The organism is Isoptericola croceus (genome assembly GCF_029382255.1).
GTDB lineage: Bacteria > Actinomycetota > Actinomycetes > Actinomycetales > Cellulomonadaceae > Isoptericola > Isoptericola croceus.
This window is the reverse complement of sequence record NZ_JARLLG010000061.1, coordinates 1-339: the sequence shown is the minus strand read 5'-3', so window position 1 is coordinate 339 and position 339 is coordinate 1. Positions and strand designations below refer to the sequence as shown.

The 339-nt window shown below is 53.4% G+C and carries 1 protein-coding gene; it reads right to left on the bottom strand.

Annotation, left to right across the window (positions count from 1 at the left end):
* Positions 1 to 219, bottom strand: a 219-nt coding sequence (locus PZC42_RS24355; RefSeq protein WP_277213959.1) for a hypothetical protein, incomplete at its 3' end; no start/stop codon positions are given.
* Positions 220 to 339 lie beyond the last annotated feature (120 nt).

Genomic DNA, 339 nt, shown 5'->3' with positions numbered 1-339 from the left:
AAGGAGCGGCGCGGTGAGGCCCCGCAATGGGGCGGGGGGGGGCTCTTGTCGTTGCAGGCACTGCTTGGCCACAAAGCGCCCTGGAATTCCCTGTGGTGGGGCAGATTTTGGGATAAAAAACGACGGAAATGGTGAATGTGTATTTTTTTGGGGTGGGGAAAAAAAAATAGCAAAAAATGTGGAAAAATAAGAACGCAACCCCAAATCCAACGTCATCACGCTCCGGCTGTACAGTGTTGTAGGTACCGGTGGTGCACCGCAGAGTAAGTGCCAAATCCTTGTTTTCTTACCCCAAAATGTTGTGCTGGGGGGGATGGCGGAGCAGGTGGGGAAAGGAGG